The following is a 618-nucleotide window of genomic DNA, read 5'->3' on the forward strand; positions in this document are numbered from 1 at the left end:
CCGCTGGCCAAGCGCTGCTCCCAAGCATGACGCAGGTACAGCAACATGATGACGCCGAACTCAGCCGCAACGCCACCCAGGGCGATGAATCCGATCATGCTTGCCACCGAAACCGCATGGCCCAGCCCCCAGATCAACCAGAAACCGCCCACCAACGCCAAGGGCAAGCTGAGCAGGATGATGGATACATCGCTGAGCCGGCGAAACACCATCCAGATGACCAGGAAGATGATCGCCAACGCCGCGGGCACCACCCATTGCAGGCGTGCCAATGCCCGTTGCAGATACTCGTACTGCCCCGACCAGGCCAGACCATAGCCGGCAGGCAAACTCACCTGGGTCTGCATCGCGGCTTGCAGGTCCTGGACCACCGATCCTAAGTCGCGATCGGCCACATCGACGTAGATGTAGCCCACCAACCGGCCGTTATCGCTCTTGAGCATCGGCGGGCCTGGGCTGATTGACAGCTCCGCCACCTGGCTCAAGGTCAGTTGCACACCGCCTGGCGCGATCAGCGGCAGATCCTGCAAGGCCTGCAATGAGTCGCGCTGGCCACGGGGGTAGCGCAAGACGATGGGATAGCGCTCGCGCCCCTCGATCGTTTCCCCGATTGGATCG

Annotated in this window: 1 protein-coding gene; it reads right to left on the bottom strand. The window is 62.6% G+C overall.

Annotated features, from left to right (window positions below):
* Positions 1-618, bottom strand: a 618-nt coding sequence (locus tag KVS69_RS18585; RefSeq protein ID WP_217539458.1) for an efflux RND transporter permease subunit, incomplete at both ends; no start/stop codon positions are given.

It is taken from the genome of Stenotrophomonas sp. GbtcB23 (genome assembly GCF_019091045.1).
Classification (GTDB): domain Bacteria; phylum Pseudomonadota; class Gammaproteobacteria; order Xanthomonadales; family Xanthomonadaceae; genus Stenotrophomonas; species Stenotrophomonas rhizophila_A.